We start from the raw sequence: 17,563 nt of genomic DNA, 5'->3' as shown, positions 1-17,563 counted from the left end.
GTGTTCACAGCATCCGGGGAACGCAAATCCACCGATTTCCCCTCGCCTTCGCTCCCGCACACTCCGATGGATCGATCCACGTCCCGGCAATCGCGCTGACGTGCACAACTCCTCACTTTTGCGTCGCCTGTGCGTCACGTTCGCTGGTTACCGACGGTACTCAAAAGGCACCCGCATACGGGACCGCAATGCGTACCGAACCACCGCCGGAGGACACCGCAGTCTTAGTGGTGAATAGGGCCTTACGAACCCTGCACGCCTTGACATGTATTTTCAATCGATGGCAATGTCATGGGTGAAGGAACACTCCCCGCTGCGGGACGCACCACTGGTCATGAGCGCTGAGAGAGAGTGGCCCACCCCCCATGAAGAACGCCGGCCTAGACTCCGTAGAGATCCTCCCCGACGCACCGCGGAACTGGTCCCCGGAACCGTATCGCGAGAATTATTTGGCGCTTTTCGAACAGTCCCTCGTTTGCATCGCGAACCTCGATCTGGAATTCCGGATAATGGAGGCCAACCGGTCCTTCGCCCATCAATTCGACTGGAACCCCGGGCAGGGCACGGGAAGGGACTTCTGTGAACTCCTGCACCCCAGCGTGCAGGGCAAGCTGAAGAACGAATTGATCCGTCTGGCGGACGGTCAGAGCCCCCGGTTTGCCGACCACTTGGTCGCGTTGGGCGCGAAGGACGCCGTATTCCGCGGCGAGATGACCGGAATCGCCGTGCGGAGCGGTGTCGGCCGGGTGGACCGCATTCTGGTACTGGTCGACCCGGAGCAGTCCGAGAACGGTCCGCAGATCGCCAGTGCACGGCGCAAACTGTTCAGCCCGATGCACGCCCGCATTCTGGAGGGAGTGGCATCAGGAGAGTCGACGGTCCAACTCGCCACGAAACTCTTCCTCAGCCGCGGCGGAGTGGAGTATCACGTCTCCTCTCTGCTACGGAAGATGAAGGTGACCAACCGGCCGGCGCTGATATCGAAAAGCTATTCCCTCGGTGTCTTCGCCGTCGGTCAGTGGCCACCGCGGGTACGCCCGGAGTTCGTGTCCGACTGACCACGACCTCTTCATCGCTTCGAAGGCCCCGCCGTTTCCGTCGGCGGGGCCCGGGGCTTGTCAGGCCCCGGCCGCACGGGCGGCGTCGAGCTCCGTGAGGATCTCGGCGTACACCTCGTTCAGGTGACCGGTGAGGAAGAAGTGGCCGCCGGAGAAGACCCGCATACGGAAGGCACCCTCGGTATGGTCACGCCAGGCCTCGGCCTCCGCCGGCGTGGTGCGCGGGTCGGCGTCGCCGGTGAGGACCGTCAGCGCACCGCGCATGCGGCGGCCGGGCGGGCAGGTGTAGGTCTCGATGGCGCGGTAGTCGCCCCGGATCGCGGGCAGCGCCATCCGCAGCAGCTCGTCGTTGCCGAACACGGCCGCGTCGGTGCCGTTGAGGAGCCGCAGCTCGGTGACCACGCCCGCGTCGTCCTGCTGGTGCACGTGCTCGTCCCGGTGGGAGGACGGGGCGCGCCGGCCCGAGGCGACGACGGCGCGCGGCGGATTGGCGCCGAGCTCCTCCAGCCGCAGCGCCGTCTCGAAAGCCAGGACGGCGCCCATGCTGTGGCCGAAGAACACCGTGGGCTTCTCGCTGAGCTCGCGGATCTCCTCGCACAGCAGGTCCGCGAGCTTGCCGATGTCCTCGACGCACGGCTCGGTGCGCCGGTCCTGACGTCCCGGGTACTGGAGCGCGACCACGTCGGCCTCCGGGGTGAAGCGCACCGACACCGGGTGGAAGAAGCTGGCCGAACCGCCCGCGTGCGGAAAGCAGACCAGCCGTACGGCGCTGCCGGCGGAGGGGTGGTAGCGGCGGATCCACGCCGTGGTGGCGTCGTCGGCGATACGCGACATGGGCGTCCCTTTCCAGAGCTTTCGTCGGTGCGGCGGCGGCAACCTGCCCGCCGTCGCCGCCCATTGAACGCGGGCCGCCACCCGTAAAACCCTAAACTTCCGGCGCCACGGGGTTCGGTCGCGACCGGTTCGTGCACGGCCGCGGCCGGTTCCCCGGATGAGCTCTGCGCTATGGCCGCTCAGCCGACGGGTCTGCGCTCGGCGGCGAGGACGGCCGCGAGTTCGCCCCGCCCCCGGATGCCGAGCTTGCGGTAGACGCTCGTGAGATGGAACTCCACGGTGCGCTGGGTGAGGAACAGGGCCTCGGCGATCTCCCGGTTGGTGGCTCCCGCGGCGGCACGCTCGGCGACCTGCCGTTCGCTTCCGCTCAGCGCGTCGGTCGGTGACTCGGTGCCGCGCCGCAGCCGTCCGCCGGCCGCACCGAGGGCGGGCACGGCCTGGTCGAGGAGCTGCCGGTCGCCGCACAGCACGGCGATGTCGATGGCGCGGCGCAGCCGTTCGCGCGCGCCCTCGGAGTCACCGCGCTCCAGCAGCCGCCGGCCGAGCAGATACTCGGCGCGGGCGTGCTCCAGACGGCCGGGACTGCCGTCGAGGAGACGGGAGGCCTCGGTCAGTTCGTCAATGCCGGTGTCGCCGGGCGTGAGCACACCGCGCGCGACGGCGAGCATGCCCTGGACCCGGGGCGTGCCCCAGCGCCGCACCGCCGGCGCCACCCGGTCGACGACGTCCCGTCCCTCGCCGTACCGGCCGAGGTCGGCGAGGACCTGCGCGGCGTCGTACCACCAGGGAGCCAGCACGGGGTTGCCGATGCCCGCCTCGGCGAGGCTGTCGCCGCACCGCACGAGATGGCCGAGCGCTCCCTCCAGGTCACCTAGCGCGGCACGGGCGCGGGCCCGGCTCATCATGTAGGTGTGCGACTCCAGTGCGAACTGGTCCAGGCGGGGCCGGCGCACCAGGTCGAGCAGTTCCTCGGCGCGGCGGGCGTCGCCCCGCAGGACCATGACGTCCGCGAGGGTGCACTGCGGGCCCACGGCGCTCTTCACATGCAGATCGCGGTGGACGAGATCGAAGGCGAGCTGTGCGTCCGTCAGCGCTTGCGCGATGTTGCCGCCCCACAGGTGCACCTGGGCGCGGGTGGTGGAGACGATGGCGCTGTTCCATGCCTGGCCGCGTTTTTGGGCGTGTTCGAGCAGGGTCGTGAGCACGAACTCGACGGGCTTGATCTCGTCGGCGAGGTAGAGGGTGAGGCTGGCGCCCAGGGCACCCCAGCCGCCCAGGGAGACGTCCCCGACCCGCAGGACCCGCTGGGCGGCCGGGACCAGTTCGGCGGCGGGGCGGCCCTCCAGGGTGCCGAGCGCGCACAGCATGCCGAGCAGCAGACGCTCCTCGGCGGTTTCGCCGGGCGGCAGGGTGTGCTCGCGGAACCGTTCGCTGACGCGGCGCACGGTGGACTTCTCGTCGAGCCCGGAGACCAGCGCCATCGCCTCCACGAGGCTGCGCAGTGCCTGTTCGTCCGGGGTGTCGCCGAGTTCGGACTCGACCATGACGAGGGTCTCGCCGACCAACTCGAAGGCCCGCAGCGAGTTCTGCGCGCCGAGGGAGGTGATGACGTACTGAAGGACGAGACGGCACCGCAGGCGCGGGTCCGTGGCGAGGGACAGCGCGTGTTCCAGCCGGCTGAGCGCGGTGGGGTGGTCGGAGTGGGCGAGGACGCGGGCGGAGGCCGACAGCAGCTCGATGTCGTCGAGGTCGTACCGCAGGGCGCGGGAGAGGTACTGGCCCGCGGTGACGGGTGCGCCGCGCTGCTCGGCGCCGAGGGCGGCGGACCGCAGGACCGTGACCATCCAGGGCTCGGGCACCTCGGGCAGGTGCATCAGCTGGACGGCGACCTGGTCGCTGGGGCGCCCGGAGTCGTTGAGCAGGCGTGCGGCGCGTTCGCGCAGTGCGAGGCGTTCCTCGGCCGGCGTCGCGTCCAGGACGGCCTGGCGCATGAGGTCGTGGCGGTAGGCGAGGGAGTCGGGGCTCAGCAGTCCGGCGGCGCGCAGGGAGTCGACGGCGCCTGCGGCGGGGCCGGGTGTGGTGCCGGCGAGGGCGGCGACGGGTTCGATGTCGTCGGACTCCAGGACCGCGAGCGCCTTCGCCACGGCGAGCCGTTCGGGGGTGAGCCGGTCGAGGTGGAAGCGGGCCACGGTGCCGTGCCCGAGGCCGTCGCGCAACACGTCGGCGTCGAGTGCGGCGTCCGGGGCGCGGTGCCTCAGCTCACGGACGAGGAGCTGGACCAGGAACGGGTTACCGCCGGTGAGCTCCACGCAGCGTGCCACGACGGAGGCGTCGGGCGTGACGGTGAGGGACGCGGCGAGCAGGTCGCACACGGCGTCGTCGGTGAGCGGCTCGACGTCGACGGTGAGGCAGGAGGCGGCGTCGGCCATCTCGTCCAGCACGTCGGGGCGCGCGGGCTCGACCTCGGTGCGCAGGGTGAAGAGCAGGGCGACCGGCAGTCCCTCGGCCCGTCGCAGCAGGAAGCCGAGCCAGCGCAGCGACGCCTCGTCGCACCACTGGAGGTCGTCGACAGCGAGGACGAGGGGGCGCTCGGCGGCGAGCGAAGCGGTGAGCCAGTACAGGCCGTGCATGACGCCGTACATGTCGGCGGGCTGGCCGTCGAGGTCGCCGTCCGTCGTGAGGGCGGGCAGGGCGAGCGCGGCGCTGCCCGCCAGCGCGGCACTTCCGGCCAGCAACGGGGCGGACGTTGCCTGTTGGGGCACTAGAAGCGGATGCCGCGCCGGGTCGTCGGTGAGGCCGAGCGGTGCGAACAGCCCGCGCACGGCCTCGTAGGCGGCGCCGCCGCTCTCCTGGCATTTGACGGTGAGGACTCGGGCGTCCGCGTCCGGTTCGGTGAGGGCGCGCATCAGCCGGGTCTTGCCGATACCGGCGGGTCCGCGCAGCAGGACGGCGCGTCCTTCCCCCGTACCGTGAAGGTGCTCACGGATCAGGGCGAGTTCGAGGTCTCGACCGACGAGCGTGGGCTCGCCTTCCGCCTTCAGGCCGGAGGTTGAAGCCACCACGTCTCCTGTATTGCCCCGCCGCACACAGCAGTTGGCGGGATGGACGAACCGAACGACCCTTTTCTCGTCCGATCATACGCACGAGCAGGGCTGTTGCTCGCCCGCGCGCGATGCGGTCGCGCACCCCCCAAGTCGCGTTCACAGGTTCGCGGTCGCCAACGCGCGACCGGCCTCTCGCGCCCTGTCGCCGGTCAGGGGGTCGACTCGGAGTCAGCCGGTCCGGTTCAGCGGGCGACCGAGGCGCGGAAGATGAGCGGGATTCACATTTGAGTGTGGCGCACTACACATGAGTGGCATGGCGAGCCGGCGCCCCAAGTCTCGGGAAATCGTCAGTGCCGGGACGGCAGGCTCGGTCCCATGCCGCACACACCGCAGTTGCCCGTGCTCGACACCGACTCGCGCCCCGTGTTCGCCCCCAGCCCGCTGCGGGCGCTGCGGGACGAGGCACCCGTCCGCCGTGTGCGGACACCGGCCGGCGACGAGGCCTGGCTCGTCACCCGGCACGCCGAGACGAAGGCACTTCTCCACGACGAGCGGCTGGGTCGCTTCCATCCCACCCCCGCCACCGCGCCCAAGTACGTCGACAGCCCGCTCGTGGAGATGCTGATCATCGACGACGCCGACATGGCTCGGGAGATGCACCGCCGGTCCCGTGCCCTGCTCGGCCCGCAGTTCGCGGCGCGCCGTATGCAGGAGCTGAGACCGCGGGTGGCCGCCGCCGCGCAGGCGATCGCCGCGGACTTCGCGGACCGTGAGCAACCCGCCGATCTGCACCGGCACTTCGCGCTGCCGTACTCGCTGAGCATCCTGCACGAGCTGATCGGCGTGCCCGCCGAGGAGCGGGAGCGCGCCACGCAGCTCCTCGCCGACATCGGCCGGGTCGGGAAGGACGGCGAGGCCGCACCGGGCCCGGGCCCGCTGTTCGCCCTGTTCGGCGCGCTCGCCGAGGCCAAGCGGACCGCACCGCGCGACGATGTCCTGACCCGGCTCGTCACCGCCGGCGTCCCCACCGAGCAGGCCGCCGCACTCGCCGCGACACTGCTGATGGCTGGCCTGGAGAGCGTGGCGAGCTTCATCACCCTGGGCGTCGCACTGCTCACCCGCCCCCCGGAGCGGCTGCGGACGGCGCTCGACGACCCGGAGGCGATGGCCGGGCTCGTGGAGGAAGTCCTGCGCAACGGCAAGCAGTCCGGCTCCGTCCTGCCCCGCTACGCCGCCGGCGACATCAATGTCGCCGGGGTCACCATCCGGGCCGGCGACCTGGTGCTGCTGGACTTCGCGCTGGCCAACCACGACGAGCGCGTCTTCGAGCACGCCGGGGAGTTCGACCCGGGCCGTGCGCCCAACCCGCATCTGTCGTTCGGACACGGCATCTGGCACTGCCTCGGCGCCTCGCTGGCCCGTATCGAACTGGCGGAGGCGTTCACCGCGCTGTTCAGGCACATGCCGGAGCTGCGGCCGACGGTTCCGCACGAGCAGCTCGTGACCAGTGCCGGGCGGCTCGTCGGCGGGCCCGCCGAACTGCCGGTGCGGTGGTAGCGAAGCGGTCCCGGCGCACAGCCCCGAACCGCGTGCCGGAGCTTCGGATCCCGTGCCAGGACTAGGGATTTGCCCGCCGCGAGCGGCCCATCCTTCGTGTCACATCGGGGTCCGGAAGTCCCGGTGCACCTCCCGGTGAGAGGGGACGGCACGTGACAGCGACAGACTCGAAGGACGACGCCGCACGGCAGGTCGACTTCCCGTTCCGCCGGCCCGGCGAGCCCTTCCCCCCGCCCGGCTACGCCGAGTTGCGCGGGCGGGACGGGCTGGCGTGGTCGATGATGCCGGGCGGCCAGCGCGTCTGGCTGCTGACCCGGTTCGAGGACGTGCGGGAGGCCCTCCTCCACCCGCACCTGAGCTCGGACTCCCGCAACGAGGGGTTCCCCACCCCGGGCCGTACCGGCGGACCACCCGCACAGACCCAGATCCCAGGCTGGTTCGCCACCCTCGACCCGCCCGAGCACGACCGCTACCGCAAGATCCTCATGCAGGACTTCACCGCACGGCGGGTGAAGGAGCTGCGCCCCCGCATCCAGAAGGTCGTCGAGGACTGCGTGGAGTCGCTGGCCGCCAAGGGCAGCCCGGCCGATCTGGTCGCGGACTACGCGGTACCCATCCCGTCGCTGGTGATCTGCGAGCTGCTGGGCGTGCCCAACGCCGACCGGGCCTTCTTCGAGTCCCGTGTCTCGGTCCTGGTCACCCTGTCCGCCACCGACGAGGAGCGGGACCAGGCCACCACGGAACTCCTGCGCTACCTGGGCCGGATGGTCACCATCAAACGGCACCGGCCGGGTGACGACCTGATCAGCACGATGCTCGCCGCCGGGGAGCTGGCCCCGATGGAGGTCGGCGGAGCGGCCCTGCTGCTGCTCATCGCCGGCCAGGAGACCACCGCCAACAACATCGCCCTGGGTGCGGTCCCCCTCATGACGCATCCGGAGTGGATCGGCGACCCGGGCATCGTGGACGAACTGCTGCGGTTCTACTCCGTCGCCGATCTCGTGCCACTGCGGGTGGCCGTGGCGGACGTGGAGATCGGCGGCCAGCTCATCAGGGCCGGCGAGGGCGTGGCACCGCTGGTGGCCGCCGCCAACTACGACGACGGCAGGTTCGCCTGCCCGCACGCCTTCGACCCGAGCCGCTCGGCCCAGGGCCATGTCGCCTTCGGCCACGGACGGCACAAGTGCCTGGGCCAGCACCTCGTACGCGTCGAGATGGAACTCGCCTACCGCGTCCTCTTCGAGCGGCTGCCCGGCATCCGGCTCGACTGCGCCGCCCGGGACCTGCGCCACAAGGACAACGGCGTGCTGTACGGGCTCGCCGAACTCCCGGTGCGCTGGTGACCCTCCGGCCGCCGAGCCGCCGCGCGCGACTCGTGCCTTTCGCGGTCGCGCACCTCGGCACCTCGCACCGAGCCGCTTCGCCGACCGAACCGGACAGAACCCGACAGAACCAGGATTTCGCATGCCAGCAGATCTGACCCGGCTTCCCGCCACCGCACCGGTGTCCGACGTCACCGCCGTCCTGGAACGCGACGGCGGTGTGATCGTGGAGAACCTCGTCGACGAGACGACCCTGAAGGGTCTGTGGGACGACCTCGGTCCCGCCCTCGACGGCGTCGGCTACGGGGACAGCTCGTTCACCGGCCAGCGCACCAAGCGGCTCAGCTCCCTGTTCGCCCGCTCCCGGCACATGGAGCGCATCGCGCTCGACCCGGTGTACCTGGGCGCCGCCCGGGACCTGATCGAGCGCCCCTCGACGAACTGGTTCGGCCGACAGCGCACCGATCTCGCCCCGAACGTCCAGGTCAGCATCACCCAGGTGATCCAGATCTGGCCCGGCGAGACCGCGCAGCCGCCGCACCGCGACGACATCGCGCATCTGCTGCCCAGCCCCGGCCCGACGAACCGGGTCCAGATCATGCTGGCGATGAGCGAGTTCACCGAGGAGAACGGCGCCACGATGGTCTACCCGGGCAGCCACCTGTGGGAGGCGGAGCGCGCGCCGCGCCCGGAGGAGGCGGTGCAGGCCGAGATGAATCCGGGGTCCTGCCTGATCTGGGTGGGCGGTCTGTTCCACGGCGGCGGCGCGAACCTCGCCGACGACGCGCGCACGGGCCTCACGCTCGCGCTGGTGCGCGGCAACCTGCGCCAGGAGGAGAACCAGTATCTGGCCGTACCGCGGGAGATCGTCCGCGAGTACCCCGAGGAGCTTCAGCGACTGCTCGGCTGGGGCCTGTGCCCGCCGTTCCTCGGCTGGTACGAGCAGGAGGATCCGATCCGTCTGCTCGACGACTGAGCACCATCGCCGTACGGCGTCACCACGTCGAGGGCCGCCGCGCGGTGTGCGCGGCGGCCCTCGACGTGTTCAGCGCTCCAGCAGCCAGGTGTGTACGGCGCGCGCGGTGGTGTCGGCGTCACCGTCCAGCAGACTGACGTGGGTGCCGGGCACCTCCACCGCCTCGTGCGGCAGCGGCCAGGTGGGCCGGCCGGCGCCCAGGAGCAGGGCCGGGTCGTGTTCGGCGGCGGCCACGAACAGGGTCCGCGGCGCCTCGGCGGCAGGCGCGGGCCGCCACCCGTCGAACAGGCGGCCGTAGTGGGCGGTCGCGGTGAGCTGGTCGGCGTCGACGGGGACGTCGGGGAAGTCCCGCATGAGCCGGCAGGAGGTGGCGACCATGGCGAGCGCGAGGTTCTCGTCGGGCGTCTCCGGCGAGTCGAGCAGCACCAGGGCACGCGGCGGTGCGCCCGCCTCGGCCAGTACGGCGGCCAGGAGGTGGGCCTGCCAGCCGCCGGAGGAGTACCCGACGAGGGTGAGCGGCTTGTCCCCGATGGCGGCGAGGACGGCCTCCGCCTGCCGGGCGGCGGCGGCCTCGGGGCTGTCGGGCAACGCCTCGCCGGGCGCGTATCCCTGCGCGGGCAGCACCCATACGTCGCGGCTGCCGTGCAGGCCGGCGGCGAACCGTGAGTACTGGTAGGCGGTGACGGGTGCGACCAGCGACGGCAGGCACAGCAGGGCCTCGCCCTCGGTGCCGGTGGCGAGCCGGACGGGCCGGGGGTGGGGGCGGTCGTGCCGGGGCGGGCGTCCGGGTGGGTCGCCTCGCCGGGCGCCGTGTCATGCGACGAGTCGGGCAGGCCGAACCCTGGCCTCATCGCGGCCGCGAGGTGCAGCACGTCCAGTCCCTTGTCGTACTGCTCCCGCTCGAAGGCGTACCGCACCAGCGCGGTCACGGAGTCGGTGGGTACGGCCGACTGCCGCTCCCCGTCGGCCAGTTCACCACTGACGTGGGCGGCGAGGGCGCGCGGTGTGGCGTGCTCGTAGAGGGCGGACGTCGGCAGCTCGACTCCACAGGCACGGCTGACACGGTTGCGGAGGTCGGCCAGAGACAGGGAGGTGAAGCCCAGTTCGAGGAACCGCTGCGTGACGCCGACCTCACCGGTGTCGGTGTGCGCGAGGACCTGGGCCACTTGGGCGACGACGAGCTCCAGGGCGGCGCTCTCGCGCTCGGCCATTGGCAGGGACCGGAGACGGTTGGCCGGTGCGGAAGGAGATGACGGCTCGTGGGGAGCGGGGAGAGGCTCGTCGGACGTGGCGAGCTCACGCGGGGCCCGCGGGATATCGAGGAAGCTCATCGCGCCGTTCTCGCCCGCACGGTCGGGCAGCCAGTAACGCCGGCGCCGGAAGGCGTACGTCGGCAGGTCGACCCGGCGCGCGCCGGTCCCGGTGAACACGGCGCCCCAGTTGACGTCCGTGCCGTGGACGAAGACCTCGGCGAGGGCGGTGAGCAGCGCCGCGACCTCCGCCCGGTCGCGACGCAACACGCTCACGGCGACGGCGGTCCCGGCGGGCGCCTGTGCGCTGAGCACCGGGTCGGGGCCGATCTCCAGGAGCCGGCTGGCCCCTTGACCGGCGGTAACGGTGGTGAGGGCGTCGTGGAAGCGCACGGGCTTGACGATCTGGTCCGCCCAGTAGCGCGCGGTGGTCAAGTCGCCGTCCCGCAGCGCCTGTCCCGTGACGGTGCTGACGGCGGGCACGGTCGGCGTGCGGTAGGCGATGCCGTCGGCCACGGCGGCGAAGTCGTCCAGGACCGGCTTCATCAGGGGTGAGTGGAAGGCGTGGCTGACGCGGAGCCGACTCGTACGGCGCCCGCGCTCCCGGAACTCGGCGAGCACGGCCTCTACGGCGCTTTCTGCACCGGACACCACGAGGGACTGCGGCCCGTTCACGGCGGCGATCGCCACGTCCCCGTCCAGCACCCCGGCGACCTCGTCCTCGGTGGCCTCGATCGCGGCCATCGCGCCGCCCTCGGGAAGGGCCTGCATCAGCCGGGCACGCGCCGCCACCAGCCTTACCGCGTCAGGGAGTTCGAAGACACCGGCAGCATACGCCGCCGCGAACTCGCCCACGGAGTGTCCGACGACGCAGTCCGGCTCTGTCCCCCAGGAGCGCAGCAGTTCCACCAGGGACACCTGCACGGCGAACAGCGCGGCCTGCGCATAACCGGTACGGTCCAGCAGCGCGGCTTCCGCAGAGCCCTCGGACGCGAAGACCGCGGCCCGCACGCCCGTGGTGAAGCCGGCGGTGCCGTCGAACTCCCCGTCGAGGTGCGCGCACACCTCGTCGAAGGTCCCGGCGAACACGGGGAACCGTTCGTACAACTCCCGTCCCATTCCTGGGCGTTGGCTGCCCTGCCCGGTGAACAGCCACGCCGTACCGCCCTCGGTGACGGTGCCGCTGACGATGTCCGGGGTCATCGTCCCGGTGCCGAAGGACGCGAGGGCGGTGGCCAGCGTCGGGGTGTCGGGGCCGAGGGCGACGGCGCGGTGGGTCAGGGCGGCACGGGTGGTGGCCAGCGAGTGGCCGATGTCGTGTGCCGCGTGGTCGTCGGTGAGCCCCGCTGCGAGACGAGCGGCCTGCTGGGTCAGCGACTCCGGGCGGTGGGCGGACAGGATCCAGGGAACGAGCGGGAGCGAGGCGTCGAGCACCGGCTGCTCCGGCCGCGCACGCTGTTCCGGCTGTTCCGGTTCCGACTGCTTCGGCTCGGGGGCTTCTTCGAGGATGACGTGGGCGTTGGTGCCGCTGATCCCGAACGCCGAGACACCCGCCCGCCTCGGCCGCTCACCACGCCGCCACGACCGGGACTCCGTCAACAACCGCACCTGCCCCGCCTCCCAATCCACATGCGAGGAAGGCCGATCCACATGCAACGTCGCGGGCAGAGCCTCCCGCTGCATCGCCAGCACCATCTTGATGACCCCCGCCACACCGGCCGCCGCCTGCGTGTGCCCGAGATTCGACTTCACCGAGCCCAGCCACAACGGCCCGCCGGTGCGCCCCTGGCCATAGGTGGAAAGCAGCGCCTGCGCCTCGATCGGATCCCCGAGCGTCGTGCCCGTGCCATGTGCCTCGACCACGTCGACATCGGCAGCCGAAACACCGGCCGACTTCAACGCCTGTCGGATGACGCGTTGCTGCGACGGACCATTCGGCGCGGTCAAACCGTTCGACGCACCATCCTGATTGACCGCACTCCCCCGCACCACCGCCAACACCGGATGATTGTGGCGACGGGCATCCGAAAGCCGCTCCAACACCAGAATCCCGGCACCCTCACCCCACACCGTCCCATCCGCACCCTCACCAAACGCCTTGCACCGCCCATCCACCGCAAGACCCCGCTGCCGCGAGAACTCCACAAACGCAGCAGGCGTCGACATCACCGTCACCCCACCCGCCAACGCCAAACCACACTCACCCGACCGCAACGCACCCACCGCCAGATGAAGCGCCACCAACGCCGACGAACACGCCGTGTCCACCGTCACCGCCGGCCCCTCCAACCCCAACGCATACGCCACCCGCCCCGACATCACACTCGCAGCGGACCCCGTCCCCACAAACCCCTCAACCCCACCAAAACCACCCCGCGACGCCAACAAATAATCCTGACCATTCGTCCCCACAAACACACCCGACACCGACCCCCGCACCGACACCGGATCCACACCAGCCCGCTCCAACGCCTCCCACGACACCTCCAACAACAACCGCTGCTGCGGATCCATCGCCAACGCCTCACGCGGCGAAATCCCAAACAACCCCGCATCAAAATCCGCCACACCCGACACAAACCCACCGGAATTCACATACGAAGTCCCGGAGTGCTCCGGGTCCGGGTGATAGACACGCTCGATGTCCCAGCCGCGGTCGGCCGGAAACGACGTCACACCGTCACGACCGGCCGCGAGCAACTCCCACAGCTCATCCGGAGACGAGACACCACCCGGAAAACGGCACGCCATCCCCACAATCGCGACGGCGTCGTCGTCGAGGGCATCTCCGGTAGCGGTGCCCGCAGTGGTGTCCCGGGCCTCGATGCCGGTGTCGGCGCCCGGGAGTTGGGCGTGGATGTGGGCCGCGAGGGCGGCGGGTGTCGGGTGGTCGTAGACGAGCGTGGCGGGCAGGCGCAGCCCGGTCGCGGCGCCGAGGCGGTTGCGCAGTTCCACCGAGGTGAGAGAGTCGAAGCCCAGGTCGTTGAAAGGGCGGTCGGCGGCGATCGCGGCGGCGGAGCTGTGCCCGAGGACCTCGGCGACGGTGGCTCGTACATGGGCGAGGACGAGGCGTTCCCGCTCCGCGGACGGGCGGCCGTGCAGGGCGGTGGCGAGTTCCCCGCCGCCTGCCGTGGGCCGCTCGGGGCCGTGTGCGGTGCGGGCCTCCTGCAGTGCGGGCGCGGTGAGTTCGCGCAGGAGTGAGCCCTGGCGGGCGTAGGCGGTGGTCTCGGCGAAGCGGGCCCAGTCGGCGTCGAGGACGGTGACGCAGGTGCGGTCGTCTTCGAGGATGCGCCGGAGCGCGTCGAGGGCGGTGTCGGGGGTGAGCGGCCGGACGCCGAGCCGGGCCAGGTGCGTGGTGACGACCGGGTCGGCGGCCATGCCGTCGCCGGCCCAGGGCCCCCAGGCGACAGACGTGGCCGGCAGGCCGGCGGCACGGCGGTACTGGGCGAGCGCGTCGAGGCGCGCGTTGGCGGCGGCATAGGCGGCCTGGCCTGCGTTGCCGGTGACGCCGGCCGTGGACGAGAACAGCACGAAGGCGTCGAGGGCGCGGTCGGCGGTCAGTTCGTGCAGGTGCTGGGCGGCGTCGGCCTTCGTGGCGAGGACGCGGGCCAGCCGTTCGGGGGTGAGGTCGGCGGCGAGGCCGTCGTCGAGGATGCCGGCCGCGTGGACGACGACGGTGGGCGGGTGGGCGTCCAGGAGGCCGGCGAGGGCGGTGCGGTCCGCGACATCGCAGGCGGCGAGCGTGACGTCGGCTCCACGACCGCTCAGCTCGTCACGCAGGTCTCGGGCGCCGGGGGCCTCGACACCGCGCCGCGAGACCAGGACGACATGCTCGATGCCTTGGTCGACGAGCCAGTGGGCGATGTGCCGGCCGAGGGCACCGGTGCCTCCGGTGACGAGGGCTGTGCCGTGGAAGCGGCTGCTCCGCGGCTGTTCGCCCGGGGTGGCGGACTGGCCGCTCGGGCTGGTGTCGCGGACGAGGCGGGCCGCGAGGACTCCGGTGGGGCGCAGGGCGAGTTGGTCCTCGTCACCGGGGGCGGCCAGCAGCCGCGCGAGACGCTGCGGCTCGTCGGGGTCGGGGTGCGCGGGGAGGTCGAGCAGGCCGCCCCAGCGGTCGGGCTGTTCGAGAGCGAGGGTGCGTCCCAGGCCCCACACGGCGGCTTCGTCGGGCCGGGACGGGGTGTCGCCGGCGCCCACCGACTGTGCGGACCGGGTGGCACACCACAGGCGGGCGGCCGGGGCGCTGTCGGAGAGGGCCTGCCACAGGGCGAGCACGGCACCCGGCGACGGCACCAGGGCCAGGGCATGAGTGGGCTCGTGGCCGGTGGCGCGGATACGGTCCGCGAGGTCGGCACGGGCGTCGGTGGCGACGGGGATCAGGTCGACCTCGGCGCCGGTCCGGCGCAAGGCTGCCGCGATGTCCACAACGGCTTGGTCGGCCGGGTCGGCCGCGGCCACCAGCCAGCGGCCCGAGAGGGCGGCCGGGTCGGCGGCGAGACGGGCGGGCCGCCACCGGACGCGGTAACGGCGGGCCGCCTGCTCCAGGTCCCGGCGGCCTTGCCGACGCCAGGCGGACAGCGCGGGCACGAGGGTGTCCAGCGCTTCGTCGCCGGTCACACCCAGCCGCTCGGCGAGCGTGTCGGCCTCGCCCCGCTCCACGAGATCCCAGAAGCGTGCCTCGACACCGTCGGAGCCGGTCCCCGTGCCCCGCTCCGCGACGGCGTGGTCGGGCAGCCAGTACCGCTCGCGGCGGAACGCGTACGTGGGCAGGTCCAGCCTCCGCGCACCCGTGCCCTCGAACAGCGCGGACCAACGGACATCTGCGCCACGGACGTACATCTCGGCGACGGCCGTCAGGACGGCCCCCGACTCCGGCTGTCCGGTGCGCAGGGTCGCCGCGGCGGCGTGTCCAGCCTCCCGGGCGAGCGCGGTGAGGACGGGGTCGGGGCCGATCTCCAGGAGCCGGACGGCCCTCTGGGGGCCGGCGACGGTGGTGAGCGCGTCATGGAACCGTACAGGTCGGCGGACCTGTTCGATCCAGTACGTCGGTGTGGTCCAGTCCCCGTCGCGCAGGGCCTCGCCGGTGAGGGTGCTGACGGCGGGCAGGGTCGGCGGGCGGTAGGTGACACCGGCCGCCACGGTGGTGAACTCGGCCAGCATCGGGTCCATCAGCGGCGAGTGGAAGGCGTGGCTGACCTGCAGTCGCTTAGTACGGCAACCACGCTCGTGGAACTCGGTGAGCACGGCCTCTACGGCACTCTCCGCGCCCGACACCACCACGGACTGCGGCCCGTTCACGGCGGCGATCGCCACGTCCCCGTCCAGCACCCCGGCGACCTCGTCCTCGGTGGCCTCGATCGCGGCCATCGCGCCGCCCTCGGGAAGGGCCTGCATCAGCCGGGCACGCGCCGCCACCAGCCTTACCGCGTCAGGGAGTTCGAAGACACCGGCAGCATACGCCGCCGCGAACTCGCCGACCGAATGGCCCAGGACGCAGTCCGGTCGCATGCCCCAGGAGCGCAGGAGAGCGATAAGGGCCACTTGCAGGGCGAAGAGGGCGGGTTGGGCGTGACCAGTGCGGGCCAGGGTTTCCGGGGCGCCGGTGAACATGATGTCGCGCAGGGGGACGTGGCCGGGGTCCTCCGCGCCGAGTTCGGCATCCAGGAGCTGGCACACCTCGTCCAGGGCACGGCGGAACTCCGGGAACAGATCATGGAGTTCGCGTCCCATGCCGGGGCGCTGGCTGCCCTGCCCGGTGAACACCCATGCCGTACGTCCCTTGAGGGTGTACCCGGTGACGACCGCCGGGTGCTGCTCGCCGTCGGCGAGGGCACGGACGCCCCCGCTCAGCTCGTCGAGGCCGGGCCCGAGGACGACGGCGCGGTGAGTCAGGACGGCACGGGTGGTGGCCAGCGAGTAGCCGAGGTCGGTCGGGGATGCCGAGGTCGCGGTGAGGTGCGCGGCGAGGTGTTCGGCCTGTGCGCGAAGGCTGTCGGCGTCCCTCCCGGCCAAGAGCCAGGGGATGACGGGGAGCTGGACGGCTGAATGGAGGTCGGATTCGGAACGGGAACGCGGCCCGGAATGCGGTCGGGAATCGGGCTTGTCGGGCTTGTCAGAGCGGTTGTCGGTCCTGTCGGCCGGGGCTTCTTCGAGGATGACGTGGGCGTTGGTCCCACTGATCCCGAACGCCGAGACACCCGCCCGCCTCGGCCGCTCACCACGCCGCCACGACCGGGACTCCGTCAACAACCGCACCTGCCCCGCCTCCCAATCCACATGCGAGGAAGGCCGATCCACATGCAACGTCGCGGGCAGAGCCTCCCGCTGCATCGCCAGCACCATCTTGATGACCCCCGCCACACCGGCCGCCGCCTGCGTGTGCCCGAGATTCGACTTCACCGAGCCCAGCCACAACGGCCCGCCGGTGCGCCCCTGGCCATAGGTGGAAAGCAGCGCCTGCGCCTCGATCGGATCCCCGAGCGTCGTGCCCGTGCCATGTGCCTCGACCACGTCGACATCGGCAGCCGAAACACCGGCCGACTTCAACGCCTGTCGGATGACGCGTTGCTGCGACGGACCATTCGGCGCGGTCAAACCGTTCGACGCACCATCCTGATTGACCGCACTCCCCCGCACCACCGCCAACACCGGATGATTGTGGCGACGGGCATCCGAAAGCCGCTCCAACACCAGAATCCCGGCACCCTCACCCCACACCGTCCCATCCGCACCCTCACCAAACGCCTTGCACCGCCCATCCACCGCAAGACCCCGCTGCCGCGAGAACTCCACAAACGCAGCAGGCGTCGACATCACCGTCACCCCACCCGCCAACGCCAAACCACACTCACCCGACCGCAACGCACCCACCGCCAGATGAAGCGCCACCAACGCCGACGAACACGCCGTGTCCACCGTCACCGCCGGCCCCTCCAACCCCAACGCATACGCCACCCGCCCCGACATCACACTCGCAGCGGACCCCGTCCCCACAAACCCCTCAACCCCACCAAAACCACCCCGCGACGCCAACAAATAATCCTGACCATTCGTCCCCACAAACACACCCGACACCGACCCCCGCACCGACACCGGATCCACACCAGCCCGCTCCAACGCCTCCCACGACACCTCCAACAACAACCGCTGCTGCGGATCCATCGCCAACGCCTCACGCGGCGAAATCCCAAACAACCCCGCATCAAAATCCGCCACACCCGACACAAACCCACCGGAATTCACATAAGTACGGCCGGGCTGCCCGGGAACAGGGTCGTAGAGATCGTCCACGTTCCAGCCACGGTCGGCCGGAAACGACGTCACACCGTCACGACCGGCCGCGAGCAACTCCCACAGCTCATCCGGAGACGAGACACCACCCGGAAAACGGCACGCCATCCCCACAATCGCGACGGGTTCGCGGGAGGCCGCGACGAGTTGACGGTTGCGCTTCTTCAACGTCTCGGTCTCCTCCAGGGACTTGCGCAGGGCCTGGACGACCTTTTCGTACGGTGCGCTCATC

General features: G+C 71.4%; 7 protein-coding genes and 1 pseudogene. 4 read left to right on the top strand and 4 right to left on the bottom strand.

What is annotated here, in order from left to right:
- Window positions 1–365 precede the first annotated feature (365 nt).
- Complete coding sequence (locus tag E0500_RS29165; protein ID WP_131569550.1) at window positions 366–1,058, top strand: LuxR C-terminal-related transcriptional regulator; 693 nt, start codon at window positions 366–368, stop codon at window positions 1,056–1,058.
- A gap of 60 nt (window positions 1,059–1,118) precedes the next feature.
- On the opposite strand, the gene E0500_RS29160 is transcribed toward E0500_RS29165, so the two are convergent.
- Window positions 1,119–1,892, bottom strand: a complete 774-nt coding sequence (locus E0500_RS29160; protein ID WP_131569548.1) for a thioesterase II family protein — start codon at window positions 1,890–1,892, stop codon at window positions 1,119–1,121.
- Between the two features lie 179 nt (window positions 1,893–2,071).
- On the bottom strand, window positions 2,072–4,951 hold the full coding sequence (locus tag E0500_RS29155) for an AAA family ATPase (protein WP_131569546.1): 2,880 nt from the start codon (window positions 4,949–4,951) through the stop codon (window positions 2,072–2,074).
- Between the two features lie 360 nt (window positions 4,952–5,311).
- Here E0500_RS29155 and E0500_RS29150 point away from each other — a divergent pair, with 360 nt between their 5' ends.
- The 3 genes from E0500_RS29150 to E0500_RS29140 all read left to right on the top strand — a co-directional run bounded on the left by E0500_RS29150 (window position 5,312) and on the right by E0500_RS29140 (window position 8,791).
- Window positions 5,312–6,493, top strand: coding sequence for a cytochrome P450 (locus E0500_RS29150; protein WP_131569545.1), 1,182 nt, complete (start codon window positions 5,312–5,314; stop codon window positions 6,491–6,493).
- A gap of 152 nt (window positions 6,494–6,645) precedes the next feature.
- Window positions 6,646–7,836 (top strand): cytochrome P450, encoded by a 1,191-nt coding sequence (locus E0500_RS29145; RefSeq protein ID WP_309505178.1) that lies wholly within the window; start codon window positions 6,646–6,648, stop codon window positions 7,834–7,836.
- A gap of 121 nt (window positions 7,837–7,957) precedes the next feature.
- Window positions 7,958–8,791: a phytanoyl-CoA dioxygenase family protein gene (locus tag E0500_RS29140; RefSeq protein WP_131569543.1), complete on the top strand. Its 834-nt coding sequence runs from the start codon at window positions 7,958–7,960 to the stop codon at window positions 8,789–8,791.
- A 69-nt stretch (window positions 8,792–8,860) separates the two neighbouring features.
- On the opposite strand, the gene E0500_RS44295 is transcribed toward E0500_RS29140, so the two are convergent.
- Window positions 8,861–9,487 (bottom strand): alpha/beta fold hydrolase, encoded by a 627-nt coding sequence (locus tag E0500_RS44295; protein ID WP_258573562.1) that lies wholly within the window; start codon window positions 9,485–9,487, stop codon window positions 8,861–8,863.
- 344 nt (window positions 9,488–9,831) lie between these two features.
- Window positions 9,832–17,562, bottom strand: a pseudogene (locus tag E0500_RS29135) (type I polyketide synthase); the annotation flags it as partial.
- Window position 17,563 lies beyond the last annotated feature (1 nt).

Source organism: Streptomyces sp. KM273126 (assembly GCF_004337435.2).
Classification (GTDB): Bacteria; Actinomycetota; Actinomycetes; order Streptomycetales; family Streptomycetaceae; genus Streptomyces; species Streptomyces acidicola.
Note: the sequence above shows the minus strand (reverse complement) of the source record. Positions and strands in the feature narration are given on the sequence as shown.

Excerpts from the sequence above, each read along its gene's own strand:
- E0500_RS29140 (WP_131569543.1), top strand. The coding sequence starts at position 7,958 with ATGCCAGCAGATCTGACCCGGCTTCCCGCCACCGCACCGGTGTCCGAC.
- E0500_RS29160 (WP_131569548.1), bottom strand. The coding sequence starts at position 1,892 with ATGTCGCGTATCGCCGACGACGCCACCACGGCGTGGATCCGCCGCTAC.
- E0500_RS29150 (WP_131569545.1), top strand. The coding sequence starts at position 5,312 with ATGCCGCACACACCGCAGTTGCCCGTGCTCGACACCGACTCGCGCCCC.
- E0500_RS29165 (WP_131569550.1), top strand. The coding sequence starts at position 366 with ATGAAGAACGCCGGCCTAGACTCCGTAGAGATCCTCCCCGACGCACCG.